Raw genomic sequence first — 17461 nt, 5'->3', positions numbered from 1 at the left:
AATCGCAAGAACATTCTCGCCGGCTCAGGTGCCCGCGACCCCGACAAGTGTGTACGGCCCACGCGGGATCACGGCAACACGCGCACCGGCACCATGCCGGTGCAGCCCATCCTGCAACGCTGCGCCCAGGTCCGGCATGCTCCGCACGAACAACTTCTGCAACACCTCCGGTGCGATCCCTCCCGACACGAGCACCACATCGTGCACCGCGGCGACCTTCGCACATTCTTCCAGCTGCCACTGATCGATCACGACCGGACGATTCTGGAGCCCGTCGAGAAATGCGCGCGCAGAGTTCTCGGTGGTGGCCATGTGCGTGAACTCCGGACTGCCCAACCCCTCGCTGCATTCCGCGGCGATGATCAGGGTCCCACCCGGCTTCAGCACGGGTGCGGCCGCGGTCATCCCCTTCACCGTCTGATAGAACGTGAGGTCGAGTGGATATCCTGCGGCCGAGGTGACCACGATATCGACCGGCGCGTTCACCTGCGCCGTCACCGCACCGCGGACGTGTGCCACGCCCGCAGCATGGGCTTCGAGGGGATCTCCCGCAAAGATGCCGGTGATATGCCGATCCGCGTCCAGGGCCACATTCACGATGAGATCGTGCCCGGCCAACCGTGCGATCTGCAACAGTTCCGCATGGAGCGGATTCCGCTCGATGCTCCCCTCGCGGCATTCCGGATGCTCGATGAAGCGGGGGCTGTGCAGCGCCTTGATGGTCTCCTCTCCCGCACACCCCGGGGCGATGAGTTTCCGTCCACCCGAGAACCCGGCCATCAGATGCGGTTCGATGAAACCGGTGGTGATCTTCACATCGGCAGAGCAGTAGATCTCATCAACATACACCGGCGTCCCCTGCGGCGTCGTGCCCAGGAAGCGTTGCTCCTCAATGGCGCGCGCATGGTGGCTCACCACCCGCACGGTCGACGCGATCTCATCGCCCAGCATCGTCACCAGTTCTTCCGGCGTGCTCGGCCGGTGAAGTCCGGTGGCAACGAGGATCGTGACGCGGTCGCGCGGGATCCCGGCCCGTTCGAGTTCGCTGAACACCGGCGGGAGGATCACCCGGTTCGGCACAGGGCGCGTGATGTCGCACACGACGATGCACGCCGTCCGCTTGCCACGCGCGATCTCGCCCAGCGGTTTCCCGCCGATCGGCGCACGCAGCAGCTGCGTGACCATGCTGGCCGGGTCTTCCACGGGGGCGGATTCGCGCATGCTCAGCAGTGCCGCGAGGTTCGCCTCCGGGACCTCCACCTCCATCCCGGTTGTGCCGTATGCCATCTGGATCTTCATTCCGCCTTCCCTCCGGTCTCGTTCGAATACTGTGCCGCACTCCGGATCTCCGACTTCTTGCCGAAGTACCACATCAAGACACCGAAGAGGACCATGATCGCGACCATCGTGCCGAGGATGTACCTCTCCGCCGCGGAGATGTCGGTGAACAGGATGAGCCCCATCAACAACCCCATGATGATCGTCGTTCCTCCGACGAGCGGGAATGTCGAGATCTGTTTCCGCCCGGCTCCGAACACCTCACGGGCCACATCCACCGGTGTATCCAGCTTCTTGAAGAATTCACGGACGACGGCACGCTGTTCTTCCGTCTCGCCCGCAAAGAGCGCAGCGAACCCGAACAGGCTCCCACCCAACGTCAACGCCCCGGCCCAGGCCACCCACCCCTGCCACTCGCTGTATCCAGGAGCCAGCGAAAGGACGAAGATCGAGGCATAGACACCGGCGATGATGAGCGAGAGGATGCCCAGGACCACTTTGTGGCGCTTGAAGAGTTCGCCGGTCCACACCGATGTCGCGAAGATCGCGAATGTGCTCACAAAGGCCAGGTACACCTGCGGGCCGATGTCCCACCCGAGGCCGTACCGCACCGTCACGCCAACGATGAGGCCCCAGGTGATCGCACCCACCGCGGCCCACTTCGGCACGCGGCGGAAGATCAGCCCGAAGGTGACCGGGACCACGACGGGGATGTTGAGCAACGTGAAGAATGCCTGCATAAGATTGAAGATACCGAACTGACTGGTCACGAACAGGACCGCAAGGCCGACCACGATCAGGCCGATCACGACCGAGAAGATGCGTCCGACGTTCAGAAGTTTTTCATCGGTCACATCGGGTTGGATCCATCCCTGATAGATGTCCCGCGACAGGATCGAGGACACCAGATTGTACACGGAGCTCAACGTGCTCATCGTGGCGGCCAGCATCGCGGCGAGGAAAACCCCGATCAGCCCGTTCGGGAGCAGCTTGAGGCAGAGCGCGACAAACACCAGGTCCTGCGGATTCGAGTCGAGGTACGGCTTGAAGAAATCGACCACCGACAGGTCCGGCCAGATGACCCGGGCCACCAGCGGTGGCACGCCGAACACGAACGGGACGGTGAGGAAGAGGCCACCGGCAAGCAAGCCCACCTTCCGGGCATCTTTCTCATCCTTGACGCTGTAGAAGCGTTGTGCGGCGCCTGCCGCCGTTCCGAACGTCATGATGATGAAGATCGAGACGAGCCAGTGCTCGGTGTAGTGCACGCCGTTGTAGACGTGGTCGAACGTCAGGGGCGGGATCGAGCGGAGGAGAACGCCCGGTCCACCCACCAATCCCAGGGCCAGCGGCATGACGATGAAGGTGATGCTGAGCAGGATCACGCCCTGCACAACGTCCGTGATGGACACTGCCCACAACCCGCCCATGAACGTATAGACCAGGATCACCACACCGGTCACCAGCGTCACGAGCACGATGTCGAGGCCCATGACCGGGGCGAGGAGTTTGCATGTTGCTGCGAGCTGCACGCCGGCGGAGAGCGTGAAGTTGAGGGAGATGACGAGGCTCAGGAACTGCTGTGTGGTGAAATTGAACCGCGTATACGTGTACTCGACGGGCGAGATGGAACGCGTCCGGCGCCAGCGCGATGCCGTGAGTTGCGAGCCGACGAAGTACGAGAGCGACCAGGTCCCGAAGTACAGGATGGCGAACCACCCGGTCGAGTAGGCGAATCCGGCCGCCCCGGTGAATGTCCAGGCGCTGAAATTCGCCATGTACAGCGTCATGCCCGATACCCACCATGGGATCATGCTCCCGCCGGCGAAGTACTCCTTTGCGCCCTTGTTCACCTTCATGAAGTACAGCCCGATCCCGAGCATGAAGAGGAAATAGGCTGCGATGACGATGTAATCGTACCCATTGACTGCTTTGATCATGATTGCATCCGTTCTTCGTTGTCCGCGCTTCCGCGGGAATGACTAGAATTTCGCGGCGCGGACGCCGTCCAGGACCCGCTCCACTTCCTCGAACGTGTTATAGATGTGTGTGGAGATGCGCAATGCCGCCATCCCGCCTTCATTCACCGCACGCGTGCGCAGGTTCCGTTCCGTGAGCTGTTTCTGGATCTCCAGATACGGCAGACGGTCGTGTTCGAAGGTCGTCATCGCACTGCACAGTGCAGGATCCTCCGGCGAATGCACGCGTACATGCGGGATGGCCCGGAGCCCGGCGGCAAGCCGCGATGACAATGCGCGGTCGCGCTCCCAGACGGTCGCAATGCCGATCCGCTGGATGAACTGGAACGCCGCCCCCAGGCCGAAGCGCAGGGGCATGCTGACGGTCCCGTATTCGTATCGCTGCGCGGTCGGATGGAACGCCATCGTTCCCTTCAGGAAATCATACCCTCCATCCGAGTACGCGCCAACGAAACGCGGCGTGAACGTGTCCAGCATCTCCTTCCGCACATACAGCATCCCGGTCTCTTTCGGGCCCATCAGCCACTTGTGCCCGCTCGTCGCATACGCGTCGCACCCGATGTCATGCAGGCTGAACGGGAACATCCCTGCCGTCTGCGCCCCATCCACCAGGTTCAGGATCCCCCGGGAGCGGGCAAAAGCACAGATCTCCTTCACCGGCATCCGTAACCCGGTGGTCGTCACCACGTGCGGGATGCTGATCATCCGCGTCCGCCGGTTGGTGAGCTTCGTGATACGTTCGAGGTTCTCGGCCGCCGACACCGTGGATGGCTCGAACAGCCGGATCACGATCCCCTGGCTCCGCACGAGCGCCATCCATGTCATCGAATTGCCCACATGCTCGTGGGTCGAAAGGATCACTTCGTCGCCTTTCTTCCACGTCACGCCCTGGGCGATGATGTTGATCCCTTCGGTGGTGTTCCTGATGAACGCGAGTTCCTGCGCATCGCACCCCAGCAGCGCCGATGCACTGACCTTGATCTCGTGGAGAGCCTCTTCCGCGTGACCCGTCTCGCACATGTACTCGAGTTCGTCCATCTTCCCTTTGACGGTCCCGAGCACCACATACGGCGACGCACCGAGCCCCCCGGTGTTCAGATATGCACGTTCGCGCGTCAGCGGGAACTGATCACGCAAGAGGGTCCAGAACCGTTCCTCGGAGGGATCGACGGACGGCCACGCCGGTACGGGCGGAGTGCCCGGTTCCGCATGCGCGAGGTGAGGGATCAGGGCTGCGCCGGCGACGCCGGTACAACATGTTCGGAGAAAATCTGAGCGTTTCATGCGCACTTCGGTTCTTCCTTTGGATTGATCGCCGCCCGCTCCCCCGCGGCCGTTACACAACAATGACAGAGACTCTGGTGACCGCTTTCGTCCGGGGGTACGGGAGCCGCACTGCGCCATCCACGAGCTCCGCTTTCTTCCCATTGACCGTCGCTCCGGGAAGTGCCCCGCGACGGACCTCGACTTCCACCCCGGCACCGCGGATCGTGAAACGTGTCGCAAGGGCATCCACGCCGGACAGCAGTTTCGGCCGGATCTCGATCCCTTGCAGGTCGGGACGGAAGCCGAACATATGGTGGACAAGGAAGAGTTCGATCTCCGCCCATGCCCACCCCACGATACACACGGGTGGCGCAGGCGGGGTGATGCTCGGGCCATACCGCTCGAACCAGGCACCCGAAAGCCCACCGTGCACACCTTCGATCCATTTCAACGAACGCCACACGCGTTCATGGTCGCCCGCTTCCAGCGCCGCACGTGCCACGAGCATGGAAGCGATAGGCCACGGGCCCGGCGGATCGGGTTCGCTGTCCGTGTTGTACCGCGCATATCCGCCAAAATCCCATCGCTGGTTCCAGAGTACATCCATATGCTCGATCGTCTTCTTCCCCACGGTCCCGTGCGGATCGACCATCTCGTAGATGATCGGATAGAGCGAACCGGTATCGGGATCCCCTTCAGGTTTCTCGATCGTTGCGAGCGGTGAGCCAGGCGGCGGCACATTCCTGTTCGGTGGAATGAAGTACTTCTGCCAGCTGCCATCCCGCTTGCGCCGTTTGATCAGGTGGCCTTCTTCGACGAACCGGTAGGAAGGATCGTTGAGCATGGCCTCCCGGAGGCGCGCCGATTCCTTTTCCCAGCGGGCCGCGACAGCCGTATCGCCCAGGAGGCGTGCCACGGCAGCGCCTTTCTCGAGTCCATAGGCCACCCAGAACTGGTACACGAGTTCGAATCCATCCTCCACACCAAGCCGGTCATCCCTCTCCCAGAACTCACGCTTGTTCCGGAGCAATCCGCTCTTCGCATCGCGGAACACCTCCAGCAAGGGGAAGTCCCCGGCAAGGACGATCTGCTTCCAGTATCCTTTGATGAGCGCCGTATCGCCCGTCCAGCACAGATAGAGCCACGCTGCGTACAGGATCTGTCCATTCTGATCGAGTTCCGTGTAGTCGTACCCCGACCACCTGCTCGACTCGATCGCGCATCCATCAGGCCCGATGGCCTTCGACAGGATCTTTTCGAGGATGGAGCGCGCTTCGTCATGCAGCCCCGCCATGGACATGGCCTGCATCATCATCACATCATCGCGCACCCATTCCATATTGTACATCCAGTACCCGCTGTCCCGCTTCCCGCTGTATGCAAGCTGCGACTTGAGGCCGGAGCGTGCGACCGCATGGAGATGGTCGAGCGTGGCATTGCCCGAATGGAGCACGGGTTTGGGCGCCCAGTACGCCACCGTCTTCTTCCACATCGCCGGGAGCCGTCGCGATGTCATTGCCGCGGTCCCGGGCCGGATGGAATAGACGAACCTCGCCGTTGCCTCCGTCCCCGGCGCGATCGGCGGAACGGTCACGCGGAGATCGTACCGGCCCGCGGTCTCGACCTTCCCATCGAGGCACCGGAGAGTCACTTCCGTGTAGCCGCGCCCATGGACGCTGTTGTCGCTCCGGTCCGGGCCGATATCGTCGAAGATCGCGAAGTTCGGGGTCAGGGCGAGTCCAAGCGTACACTCTGCCGCCGCGGCGCCGGTGTTCTGCAAGCACACCTGCCGGATGAGATAGCCTCCCTCCGAGGGAACGAAGAACTCTTCCGTCACCGCCAGATCAGCCGCCTTCCAGTTCAGCGCGACCACCGGCACCCCTTCCTTCTGCGTCCATGCGATCTTCTGAACGGACGCCGGTGTTGCCCCATGCCCCTTGCCGCCGGTGGTCACCGTGAGCATCGTGCGCTCCATGCCGCGCTCGGGGAGAAAGAGGTACGTGGACCACTTGCGCGAGAACCGCTCGGCATCCATCAGCGTGAGGCCAAGGAATGTCATCGGCAGAGTATCCGAACGATCGGGTTGATACTGGAGGATCGCATGGATGTCACCATTCCCCAGAAAGAAATACTCCACGCCGGGCCGGTACGTGATGAAATCCTGATGCAGGCGCTGCGGGAAGGAATCAAGGTTCGCCGGCCGCTGGGATCCTTCAAGGACTTCCGCCGCAGACGCGATCGAACCCAATGCGCCCGCTGCGGGCAACAACAATGTGACCGCCGGCGCGGTGAGGAACTCACGTCGTTTCATACGTACTCCCTTGTCATGCGTAGTGGATCCGGACCTCTGCGTGGCCACGGACCGTACACGTCGTATTCACATAGCTGCTCTCGCGGATCATCCCGGCATTCGCGGCGATGGTCCGTCCGTTGCAGGTGACCTTTCGCCCCTCCGTCCCGGCTGGCAGCATCATGTGCAGATCCACGGTAGCATCACCGGTGATCTCGAGCGTGATGACATGCGCTGCAGCGTCATGATGATAGTCGTACCCCACGGATGCGCCCGAAGCGCCATACACGCAACGGACCTGCGCGTCGACCTGTCCGGTGGCGATCCAGCGCTCGGGGCTCGTGCTTGTCTCTTTGGTCGCATGGCGCCCATCGGGGAAGTACCAGAGATACGTCTCGTTCCCGGCGGTGAGTTCTTCATACCGGAGGAGTTGTTCCACGCCGTACGCCTCGAAGCCATGCTCGAATGCCGCGCGGGCGAGTTCGCCGCCGACCAGCGGCATGATGCCGCCGTTGCAATAGGCACCACCGACGAGTTTCTCATCGCCATAGATCCCATCAGGGAACGGCGGGTCGATGCTGTACCAGGGGGCGAACGTCCCGGGGCGTTGACCACGCAACCGGTATTCTTCGATGATCGCAGCAGCCATCGGGTGGGTCGCGAGCCCCCGGTTGATATTCATCGGGTTGCTCAGGCTCAACTGTGCGGCGGTGTCGACGCCATCGATCTGCACGGGGACGAGCGGAACCTGATGGGTATAGAAGCGCCCGTTGAAGCTCACCGCGTTCGCGCGCTTCCGGAATGCCGCGGCAAGTGTCGCCCAGTAGGACGCACGCGGTTTCTGGCGTAGTGCCGTATACATCACTGCCATCTGCTGGAACGCCTGGTAGTATCCGGAATTGTCGCCATGCATGATCCCCCAGAACGTGTCATCGGTGATCTGGAAGTTCAACCAGTCGTGTTTCCCGGCGGTGTAATCGAAGTCCCATGTATCAATGGTGTACGCACGCTTCACCAACCCGTGCTTCCGGTCCCAACGCCAGGGATCCGAGAGAATGTACGCAAGCGCGCGTTCGCAATGGAGCACCATCCGCTTCATCCACGCGGTATCGCCCGTGGCCTGCCACGCCAGATAGACGCCGTTGACGAAGCGGTACTCGACATCCGCCTCCACGGGGACACGCACATGCTTTGCCCAGTTTTCGCGCTCGCAGGGGAGTTTGTCCGGCGTCATGGTGACATAGTCGAAGAGCCAGCCGGCACGCGTCTGCGTGTCGGCGAAGTACTCGACCATGCTCGTCATGTCCTTTTCCCAGTACTTCACCCCGCGCAGCATGTCGGTATGGTCGCGGAGCCAGAGGCTGGGGCCATCGGGAGAATGGTAGCCCCGGATGTGCGTGCCCATGACGTTGACCTCGGAGACATCCTGATCGAGGAAGGCCTTGATGCGCGGGAGGAGGGCATCCAGCCGGCTGTTGCCGGTCAGGACCGAGGTCACCGCATGTGATCGTTTGGAGGTGCGTACCATGGGAGCCTTCACCGAATGATGGGAAAGAGCGGGCCGTGGAATTCCTCGCCTTCGATGAGGTTGCCACGGTCCCCGATGAGATGTTCCTGCTGTTTGTAGTGGGTACCGGCAGGCATAAAGATCGTCACCATCGCCCGGCGCGGACCGTCCGTCACGTTCGGGCCGGCATAGTGGAAGGTGAGGCCGTTGTGAAAGGTGCAACTGCCGGCCTTCATCTCCGCGATGAATGGCCGCACACTCTCCCGGCCGCCCATGGGCAGCAAGGCGAGCAGGTCATCATCGCCGGCCTTGCCGAGATCCACGGGGTTGAGCGGGCCGAGCCTATGGGACCCGGGGATGAACCACATGCATCCCTTATCGACCGTCACATCGTCGAGTGCCATCCAGCACGACAGCGCGGCACTCTCCTGCATCGGCCAGTACACCTTGTCCTGATGCCACGCCGTGGCCTTGCTGTCCTTCGGATATTTGATCAATGCATGATCGTGCCAGAGCCGCACGATCGGGGAACGCGTGAGCTGCCGGGCGATGCTGCCGATGCGGCCGCTCAGGACATACTCCTCGATCGCCGCATAGCGCTCCCACACATTCACCATCTGCAGGAACACCTTGGTGTATCCTTCATCTGCGCGCGGACCCCAGTTCTCTTTCAGGCGGTCGCGGTCGGCGATCGCCACATCGAGCGCCGCACGCAGGGTCTGCACTTCCTCCTCTGTGAGCACGTTGTGGAGCTGCACAAAGCCGTTCTCTTCATAGAACTTCACCTGCTCCTCTGTGACGCGATACTCTCCGCCGTACATGCGCCCTCCTCAGATAAATGACGATCCTCGATCTTCCATCCTGCTCGTGCGATCAGCGTTTCCCGGTCAGTTCGGCGCGGACCATCTCGGTCCCTTCGACCATTGCTTTGAGTTTCCCGAACGCCCGGTCGCGGGGCATGAACTTCATGCCGCAGTCCGGACTGATGTACATCTTTTCCGCCGGGATGAATTCCAGTGCCTTGCGGATGCGGTGGGCCACGGTGGCCGGTGTTTCCACGGCCTCATCTTTCACATCGATCACGCCGACCACGACCTCTTTGGTGGTCGGGTACTGCTTGAACAGCTCGAGTCCGACACCGTCGGACACCGCGAATTCCAGGCTGATCTGATCGGCATGGGTGTCGAGGATCGCGGGGAACAGTTCTGCGTACTGTCCGGTGAACAGCTTCTTCAGCTGATAATTGCCGTAGCAGACATGCAGAGCGGTCTTTGCCTGCACGCCCTTGATGAGCCGGTTGAACGATTCCACGAGCCAGGGCATATCCTGCGGATATCCCACCCAGATCGGCTCATCGATCTGGATGAAGGTACAGCCGGCAGCGACGAGGCCCCGGAGCTCTTCGTTCAGGATGTCCGTCAGATCGAAGATCAGCTCCTTGTCCGACGGATAGAATTCATTGGTGGCACGCTTGGCGAGCATCTGCGGGCCGGTGACGCACACTTTGGTACCGTGGGTGGCGTTGGTCTTGAGGAAGCGGAAGTGGTCATCCATGCCCAGCCCCTGCTTGCGGCGCACCTTCTCGCGCACAACGGGGTCCATCATCTGAATGGATGGGTCGAGATTGCCGATGGCCTTCAGCTTCCCGCTCATGTCGAATCCGTGGATACGCATGGAGAAGAAATTCACCATGGTCTCGCGGCGGATCTCGCCATCGGTGATGATATCCACACCTGCGAGCTCCTGATCATGGATGACGGCGCGGACTGCGGCGTCATGTGCCTCGGCGACCTGCTGGGGGGTCAGCGTGCCGGCGGTGCCGAGTTCCCTGACCTTGCCGAGCCAGGACGGGAAGGAGTAACTGCCGATGACGGTCGTAGGAAGGAGCGGGAGCATACGCAGGAATTCCTGAGCTGTGTGGTTGATGATGTTGGTAAAGAACAGGGACCGAAGGAGAAAAAGAAATAGTCAGGGTGTGTGACCACCCTGACTATTTCGTGAGCACGACAGTTGCCGCTTACTTCATGGAGAACTGGACAGTGAAGCGATGGACCGCATCCAGGCCGGTGAAGACGGTGTACGCGTAGTCGAAGCCGAGGGAATAATCCTCGAACGGCACGCGAACGCCGGCACCGATGCTGCCCTTCTCCAGGCTGGTCTGGATCGGTGCACGGAGGGAGCTCCCGCCGTCGATACCATCGCCGATCAAGCCATAGTAGCTGTAGTTGAACTTCCAGCCAAGACGCAGGAAGAGGGTCTTGTCGTAGTTGAACTCAGCACCGGAGTAATAGTACTGCTGTCCGTCCTGGGGCTTCACCACGTCCACGGCCAGCGTCACCGAGCTCTTCCCGACCTCGATCGGAACGAGGGACGTCCCGATGCTGAAGGTGAGGGGGATCGGCGATGCATAGTCGTAGAACTTGATGTCGCTGCCCAGGTTGTTGATCCGCGCGCCGATGTTCCATCCGAGCACGCCGAGGTTGTACACCGAGCCAAAATCGAACGCGATGGCGCTTGCGTTCTGATCATCGATCTTCTCGTGGATGTACTTCGCCGTCAGACCCAGACTGAGGTTGTCGGTGATGTACCGGGAGATCGTGGCCTGGAGGAGGAGGTCCTGGTAGTCGTAGGTGGACGTCCCGACCATGTCGATCTCCTGCGCATGCAGCTGCGGGTCGGTATACCCGTAGTCGCGGTCCGCCGGAATGCCCGACACGCCGAACATCATCACGCCGACACCAATGGTCCCGATGTCTTCCATATTGTAGCTGACTGCAGCGACTTCCTGTTCCAGTCCTGCGATCCAGTTGTTATGCGTGAACGAAGCCTGGAGGCTCTGATCGCGCAGGGCAACGCCCGCGGGGTTCCAGAACATGTTGTTGACATCGCCGTTCAGCGAGGTCACCGCGGAGCCCAGGGCAATTTGCCGGGCTCCAACGCCGACTTTGAGAAAGGCAGCGCTATTGATGCCTGCTTTGCGCGTCTGGGCATCGGCCGTTTGCACAGCCATCCCGAGGACCAGCAAAGCGACAAGAACTATAAGGCACTTCGATTTCATAGGTTTTATCCTCGTGGTAGCTGATGGTTATCGTAGAATCGAGAAATACCCGACTTTGCTGTTGCTCGGGGATTCGACGACGTACACATACACACCGCTCGCAACCTCGATACCGTCCTTGGAGAACATATCCCAGAAGACGCTTCCCTTGCTCGCATCAGCTGACGCGAACTGGATCACATCGATCACCTGGCCGGCCACATCCAGGATCGTGATCTTGCACTGCGGGGGGAGGTTGTAGAACAGCAGTTTGTGGTCATACACCAGCGTCCGGTTGTCATGCAACGCTGCGCGCTTGTACGGATTCGGCCGCACGCCCACCGTGCTCACATCACCCTTCGGCGCCAACGCCGAATACACGATCTGCTGGGCACCAAGATCCTTCAGCCCCGCTGCGGTCTTCGGATAGTTGACGTTGTTGAATGCGAAGGGCCACGTTCCCGGCCACAGACCGGTTGCACCGTTGCGATTCGTCGAATGGGTTTCAATGCGCGTGGTGGTCTCACCGCCCGGACCGGTATAGCTGCCTTCTTTGTAGGCTGCCACATAGTACCAGTAGGTGAAGCCGAGGATAACATCTTTGTCTTCATACTTGTAGGTATAGCCGGCCGTGACCGCAGGACGGTACGTCGCCAGATCCGCCTTCGGAATGACCTTCACCAGGTCCCACGTGCCCCACGTGTCGGGCTGATACGAACCCTTCAGTGTGGTGCTCTGGGTCTTTGCGAATGCATCGAAGCGCGGGTTGACCGGCTTGTAGACACTCGGCGGACGGGTACCGACCGTCATCTGTTCCTGATAACGATCGACCACCCGCATACCTTCGTCAAGCCAGTTGAGCTTCTTGTACTGCGCCGAACGGTAGATCTTGTAGCCTGCAAATTCGGTATCCGCTTCCGCCCTGGCATCCCACTCGACATTCGTGGACTTGTTCAGGGTGTTGGAGACCTTCATCTCGGGCAGCGGAGGAAGGACCGGAAGAACGAAGTTCTGCTCATAGGCCCAACGCGCCGCACGGACGGCCTTCTGGATACCTTCCAGACGATAGCCGGCCACCGTTGCGAACACCACCGTCATCACCGAGTCCTTCTTCAGGCTGAACGGACCGATACCGCTGTACGCATCGCCGTCAAAGTTCTCGGTGTGGCTTGCACCAGCCGTCCACCTGCCGTATCCGGTCGGGTAGTTGGTCGTTGCACTTTCGCGGCCATCTTCCGTCGACACCTGGTCGAACAGGCCGGAAGCCTGCATCGAGCCGTTCGGACGGGTGATCGACGGCTTCGTCACGAACGTCAACGGGTTGCCCGACGTACCGGCCGAGAACATGTTGGCATTCGGAGCGAGGTTGTACAGATCGAAGCTGGTCGTGGAGTGTGCCTTGCCGCCATCAACATAGTACGCAGCGGTTGTGGCATAGAACATCGCCCGCGGGTTGCCGGTCGTGTGGCCGAAGCGGGTGCTCTGGCCGGAAACGAACCAGCCGCGCTGCGTCCCGGTCCCGACCGGATGGTTTCCGAAGATGGTGTTCTTGGTCGGCAGTGTGGACGTCGACCTCGATGCATCCGCCGGCAGCCCGCCGATCTTCGCATCGATCAGCACCCAACCGGTGTAGATGTCGGTGTAGTTCTTCGTGCCGCCGCCATTGAAACCGAAATCCCAGTTGCCGGCCGTCGGATTCGCGGTCGTCGGGGCAGTGCGGTAGTATGCAAATGCCCAGGGATTGCCGTTCTCGTCCGGGTCGTCGATCCAGCACGACTGACGGGCGATGACGGTGGGAACGATGTCGTTGACGTTACGGCCGCCGCCAGCGTAGCTGGAGACGGACATGTAGGCTTCACCGCTGAACTGGAACGCAAGGGCCTGGATGTCGTGGGCGAGCTGTTCCGGTGTGCCGTTCAGGTCCATATCGACGACGCCGGTGTTCTTCAGTTCGATCTCGACGATCACATAGTCATTGAGGTTATTCCAGTTCGGGCCCGTGAACCCGTGCGCCCGCAACTTCACATCGATACCGAGGTTGGTCGGCCACGCCGCTTCATAGACAGCATGCTGGCGACGGGTACCGTCCACCCAGTACGGCTCCTTGGAGTAGTTGCGCGCGCCGGTCTTGATGGAGGAACCGGACTGTGCCACTGCACCCTGGAGCTTCTCCGAATAGGTCAGCTGGGCGAAGTTGGACCAGAGGTCGCTGCTGCCGGTGGGGCGGGCGGCAGCGATGTAGCTCGGGTTGGCAACGCCACCGATCTTTTCGGGGTTGAGCGTGCTCGATGTATCATACACGAACACCATGGCATTCTTGAACCAGTACGGCGTCATCGGATATGCCGCCGGCCAGTGCGTGCCCGGTGTGGTCCAACCGCGGTCGAAGTTACCCATCCGCAGGAAGGTCCGCCACCCCTGTGTCGTGTAGATGCCCGCGTCACTGTAGGACGGAACGAATCCCTGCGGGAGGAACGACTCCCACACGTCGCCGGCCTGGATGACACCGCCACCGGCATAGTTGACCGTTGACTGGCCCGCGGCTATGAGCGGCAGCAGCACGAGGACGCAGACGGCGATCATCGTCAGTAGAGCTCTTTGAAATTTGATACTCATGATTCTCTCCTAGTGTATGGAGTTGGTCCAGTCGTGCTTAGAACTCAACGCGAACGCCAAAGTAGTATTCGCGCGGGAAGTCATAGAACAAGCTGTTGTCCAGACTGATCGGGCGCTGATACGTACCCGTCGGATCCGGCCCGACCTCGGCACCGCTGGCATCCACCACCTTGCCGGCAACGGTGGTTTCCCAACGCTGCGCACCGGACACGGTGTTGTCATACCCGAGGATGTTGACCCAGTTGAAGGCATTCTTCACATCGGCATAGATCGCCAAACGCATGCCCTCAACCCGGAAGGCCTTCTCGAGCCGGAAGTCAACCTGCTTCGTCCAGGGTGACTGGCCGAGCTGACGGCTGGCGACGCGGGGATCGACCGTGTACTGGAGCGGATAGTAGAAGCCGCTCTGGAACGTACCGATGGACGACAACTGGATCTCGTACGGGAAGCCCAGCACGAGGGTATAGCTCAGACGATGCTCGCGATCGTAACCACCGGTCAGGATGCTCTGGCCGCCGACCACGTTGTTCTGGACCTTGTTGTAATAGATGAAGTCGTTGTACGGCAGCTTGTTCCCGTAGTTCAGGGAGTCCACGCCGGTGAACGTCGTACGCTGTCCACCGTCGTTACCGGTCCAACCGGACGCCTTCACATACGTGTACGCATAGCTCGCACGGCCGGACAGCCACACGAGGTCGGCATACTGCTGGCGGAGCGCGGTCAACGTGACCTCGATACCGCGGGCATCAGCATACTGTCCGTTCATATTGAGATAGACGACGTTCGAACCATTCGCCAGCTGCAGGGTGAATGCCGGGGTCGAATAGTTCTCGACGTCGCGCATATATGCCGTGAAGTTCAAGCCGAACTGCTGCGGCAAGAATTCCCACTGCACACCGATCTCATAATTCGACGACTTGATCAGGTCCTGATGGGCGGTGTTGTAATTCGGGAAGCTTCCCGGCGCACCGAACAGCAGGTTGTACGCATTGTACATGCGCGAGAACGGCGGCGCGATGCCCTGACGCGAATACGAGAAGAAGAGTGCCGCCTGGTCGCCGACCGGGTGCGACACGCCAACGCGCGGCGAGAAGAACCAGATCGCAGGCTCTTTGCTCGTCGAACGGATCGGCACGTTCACACGGCGCGCCACGCCATCCACATCGATGGTATCGGCACGGAAGTAATTGTAGTAGTTCGCAATGTCCGCAACGTTGAAGTCGAACCGGTCGAAACGGAAGCCGAGGTTCAACACGAGGCCGCCGAATTCCATGCGGTCTGATGCGTACACGCCCATTTCGCTCGGATAGAACTGCCACTTCTCAACGAACAGACGGGACCGCGAATCGGCCACATCGGCGCCGAGGGTCGAGTTACGTTCGGTACGGGACAGATCATGCAGCTTCAACTGCACACCGGCCTTGAACTGATGATTGAAGTTCAGCTGGCTGGTGATGTCCGCACGGACGGTGTTCGTGATGGTCCGGATATTGTCATAGATGAACTGCGGGCGCGTGAAGAGCACCTGCACGTTGCCGATGGCGCCTGGAGGCCCGAGGGAGGAGGGGGCCGCTTCGTCGCCGATGCGGAAGAACTTGCCGAGATCCGTGCTGGCCTGCGAGATATACTTGCTGATCGATGCCGTGTCGGCCATCTCGAGGAAGTCGCCGCCCTCGTTCAGCTCGGGGATACCGTCGCCGTTCGCATCCGTGTAGCCGTAGGTCTGCTCTTTGTAGGTCTGGCTCAACTGGACCTCATAGAACGTGCTCGGTGAGAGCACATGGGTCAGCTTGAGGCTTCCAACAAAATTCAGACCGTTGTTCTTCGGCACGCCTTCGAGGAAGTACCGGATACGATCGTTGTAATCGGTATTCTTCCAGCCGAACAACTGCCCCTTGTCGTTCAGGATACCGAACGCATCCAACTTGATGTCGTTCGTGATGTTGTAGGCGGTCTTCAGGGTGATGTCCGCCGTCCGGGAGCGCTGGTTCGGCAGACGCCCGTGCGTATCGAAGTACCGGCCGGATGCGTAGAAGCGCCAGTCTTCCGTGATGTTCCCACCCAGGAAGGCTTCGAAGTCCATCGTCGGCTTGTTCTGATTGTCATACTTGCCGCGGAAGTACTTCAGCTTGCTCAACCGCGTGCTGTCGCCCGTGATCGACGTCTGCACGCTCTGCGTCCAGGTCAGCGTCCGCAGCGAATCCAGTCTCCGCTTCGTGGAGTACTGATCGCCGAAGAACTGATAGTCGTCCCAGTACACGTTCGGACCGTTGTAGGTCAGGCCGTTGAACTGGCTGACGCGGGCATTGATACCACCGCTCAATTTTCCGCGGCCTTCTTTCAAGGCGTAGGTGATCGTACCAGCCGTCGCACTCGGATTCTCTGCGCCGAGCGCACCGGTGTTCAATGCCATCTGCTCGACCGCTGCGAAGTTCACGGTCGCTGCGGTGCTCAGCTGGCTCTCACTGTTACGAGTCAGACCGGTGGCGACCAGGATGCCCTGGTTCGTCTGTTCGACCGCAATCGCATAGTACTGGTCCGACACATCAACGCCGTCAATGACGGTCTTCGTTTCGTTGATCTTACCGCCGCGCACGAACCCTTTGAATGCACCGGGGGTCGTGTTCAGGACTTCGATCGCGCTGACCATCGGGAGATTCGAGATCTCTTCACTGGTCACCGTGCTCTTGGTCGAGGTACGGTTCTTATCGACGACACGCCGTTCGGCAGAGATGAGCACTTCGCCCACTTCGACCGCTTCGGAGGGAAGATTGAAATTTTGTTCCAGGGTCTGATCGAGGGAGATGCGAATATTCTCGACCACCACACGGCGGTAACCGACGGCAGAGGCCTGCACGCGGTACACGCCCGGAGGGACGTTCAGGATCGTGAAATTACCGCCGGCGTCTGCCATCGCGCCCAACGTCGTCCCCACCACCATCACATTCGCTCCTGGCAAAGCCTGTTTCGTTGCATCATCCCGTACCGTGCCCCGGATCTTTCCATTCGCACCGAGAGCCAATGCGACCGGAAGGACCAGGAGGCATCCGAGAAAGAGAACTCGAAACCAAGCATATCTCATGGTGTTGCTCCTTGAGTAATTACAGAATGGTTACTGGTAGGCAGGTTGTACTGTCCGTGAAGAGGTCCTCCTTTCGGGGCACGCATCACCCGTTTGAAGTGTATTGAGGAAGGAATTGAGAACTATGGGAAATCACGTCTTCGGGAAACGACAACAGATGAACCGCGGGTGCTCAAGACACATCGGTCGTGTGAGGGAGTGCCGCTACCGTAGAGTGGTTCATCTGTGAAACAGCGTTTTATCAGGGGTATATTACGAAGGTCACGCTGTATTGTCAAGTGCCATGAGAAAAAACTTCTGCGTGATTTTGCAAAAACTCCGGGCTCCTCCTTGACATTGTCATCCCTTTCTGGCATACTCAACAACTTGGGGAATTGGAATCCCGCGATGACCACACGACGACGCT

Annotated in this window: 10 protein-coding genes; all 10 read right to left on the bottom strand. The window is 60.5% G+C overall.

Annotated features, from left to right (window positions below; all coding sequences use genetic code 11):
- Window positions 1-24: 24 nt before the first annotated feature.
- Window positions 25-1299: a nickel-dependent lactate racemase gene (gene larA, locus IPI01_05370; protein ID MBK7257227.1), complete on the bottom strand. Its 1275-nt coding sequence runs from the start codon at window positions 1297-1299 to the stop codon at window positions 25-27.
- Window positions 1296-3218, bottom strand: a complete 1923-nt coding sequence (locus IPI01_05365; protein ID MBK7257226.1) for a sodium/solute symporter — start codon at window positions 3216-3218, stop codon at window positions 1296-1298. The genes larA and IPI01_05365 overlap by 4 nt, the downstream gene beginning before the upstream one ends.
- 42 nt (window positions 3219-3260) lie before the next feature.
- Window positions 3261-4541: an aminotransferase class V-fold PLP-dependent enzyme gene (locus tag IPI01_05360; protein MBK7257225.1), complete on the bottom strand. Its 1281-nt coding sequence runs from the start codon at window positions 4539-4541 to the stop codon at window positions 3261-3263.
- A 52-nt stretch (window positions 4542-4593) separates the two neighbouring features.
- Window positions 4594-6834, bottom strand: a complete 2241-nt coding sequence (locus IPI01_05355; protein MBK7257224.1) for a hypothetical protein — start codon at window positions 6832-6834, stop codon at window positions 4594-4596.
- Between the two features lie 13 nt (window positions 6835-6847).
- Window positions 6848-8341, bottom strand: a complete 1494-nt coding sequence (locus IPI01_05350; GenBank protein MBK7257223.1) for a hypothetical protein — start codon at window positions 8339-8341, stop codon at window positions 6848-6850.
- Between the two features lie 8 nt (window positions 8342-8349).
- A complete protein-coding gene (locus IPI01_05345; GenBank protein MBK7257222.1) occupies window positions 8350-9141 on the bottom strand; it encodes a phytanoyl-CoA dioxygenase family protein in 792 nt (263 codons plus the stop codon).
- A gap of 52 nt (window positions 9142-9193) precedes the next feature.
- Window positions 9194-10216, bottom strand: coding sequence for a methionine synthase (locus tag IPI01_05340; GenBank protein ID MBK7257221.1), 1023 nt, complete (start codon window positions 10214-10216; stop codon window positions 9194-9196).
- A 121-nt stretch (window positions 10217-10337) separates the two neighbouring features.
- Window positions 10338-11378, bottom strand: a complete 1041-nt coding sequence (locus tag IPI01_05335) for a PorV/PorQ family protein (protein MBK7257220.1) — start codon at window positions 11376-11378, stop codon at window positions 10338-10340.
- A 27-nt stretch (window positions 11379-11405) separates the two neighbouring features.
- Window positions 11406-13973 (bottom strand): hypothetical protein, encoded by a 2568-nt coding sequence (locus IPI01_05330; protein MBK7257219.1) that lies wholly within the window; start codon window positions 13971-13973, stop codon window positions 11406-11408.
- Between the two features lie 37 nt (window positions 13974-14010).
- Entirely contained in the window at window positions 14011-17055 is a 3045-nt protein-coding gene (locus IPI01_05325) for a TonB-dependent receptor (protein ID MBK7257218.1), read from the bottom strand.
- Window positions 17056-17461 lie beyond the last annotated feature (406 nt).

The sequence above is a fragment of the Ignavibacteriota bacterium genome (genome assembly GCA_016707525.1).
Taxonomy (GTDB): Bacteria; Bacteroidota; Ignavibacteria; order UBA10030; family UBA6906; genus JAGDMK01.
The sequence above is the reverse complement of the archived record's forward strand: the minus strand, read 5'-3'. Positions and strand labels throughout refer to the sequence as shown.